Genomic DNA, 1,284 nt, shown 5'->3' with positions numbered 1-1,284 from the left:
CAAGCCATCGGCAGCTACGAGGGCGGGCGCATGCTGTTCCTCGGGCTCGGCACCGGTCTCGGTGCGGCGATGATCGCCGACAACGTCGCCCAACCGATGGAACTCGCGCATTTGCCCTACAAGAAGGGCAGGAGTTTCGAGGATTATGTCGGCGAACGCGGCCTGGAAAAGCGCGGCAAGAAGAAATGGCGCAAATACGTCTTCGACGTCGTCGACCGGCTCCGTGCCGCCATGCAGCCGGACTATGTCGTGATTGGCGGCGGCAACGTCGACAAGCTCGATGAATTGCCCGCCGACTCCAGGCGCGGCGACAACACACGCGCCTTCGAAGGCGGGTTTCGTTTGTGGCGCGACAAAGCGCTGATAGTCTGATACTGTTATTGTTTAATATAGTTGTTCAAAATAACGTGTGACCTGACATCAAGTCGTTGCAATACGCAGATTTGCCGACTAGGAATTCCGCGCTACACCAACGCCATTCGTCCCGTGGACGCACGAAGGACGCCATAGCATTTTGATTTCGCGCATGATCCTTTCCGGAAGTCGAATCCGATTTTCAGGTCATTCGCTGTAGACGGAGAAATAGAGTGACCGACGATAGCAACAGTGCCCGTAAAGACATCGATCTGCTCGAGCTGACCGCTCACATCGTGTCCGCTTACGTCGAGAAGAACCGCTTGCCCGCCTCCGGCCTGGCCGACCTCATCGCCAGCGTCAGCGCCTCGATAAACGCGCTCGGCAAGCCTGCGGTCCCGGTGGCTGCCCCCTTGGTCCCGGCGGTCAACCCCAAGAAGTCGGTGACACCCGATTTCATCATCTGCCTCGAAGACGGCAAGAAGTTCAAATCGCTGAAGCGTCACCTGGGCGTGCATTTCGGCCTGACACCGGACGCCTATCGCGCCAAATGGGGCTTGCCGTCGGACTATCCGATGGTCGCTCCCAACTACGCGGCCTCGCGTTCGCTGCTGGCGAAATCCATCGGCCTCGGCCGCAAGGCTGCCCCCGTGAAGGCACCCGCCAAGGGCAGGAAGGCCAAGGCCTCGGCCTGAACATTCAGTCCTGAGCCAACAGTTAGGACGACTGGAACAGAAGCCTGCCGGCGAATTCGCCTTGGCAGGCTTCATGTTTTTATGGCTTGGATAGGTGGACGGGTTGCTAGAGCAATTCCAGGAAAATTGTGAAACGGTTTTCCGTCCGGAATTGCCTAAAAACAAGGAGTTAGAGCGGGTCGCCGTTTCCGTGAAACGGTGAACTGCTCTAGGGGAGCGAGCCATGAACTACACC

1 protein-coding gene and 1 pseudogene are annotated in these 1,284 nt (G+C 58.2%); both read left to right on the top strand.

Annotation, left to right across the window (positions count from 1 at the left end):
• Positions 1 to 372 (top strand): annotated as a pseudogene (locus tag EN893_RS34330) (ROK family protein); the annotation flags it as partial.
• Between the two features lie 215 nt (positions 373 to 587).
• Positions 588 to 1,049, top strand: coding sequence for a MucR family transcriptional regulator (locus tag EN893_RS34325; RefSeq protein ID WP_127270031.1), 462 nt, complete (start codon positions 588 to 590; stop codon positions 1,047 to 1,049).
• The last annotated feature ends 235 nt before the right edge of the window (positions 1,050 to 1,284 follow it).

It is taken from the genome of Mesorhizobium sp. M7A.F.Ca.CA.004.04.2.1, assembly GCF_004022825.1.
Taxonomy (GTDB): Bacteria; Pseudomonadota; Alphaproteobacteria; order Rhizobiales; family Rhizobiaceae; genus Mesorhizobium.
This window is presented reverse-complemented; position numbering and strand designations above follow the sequence as displayed.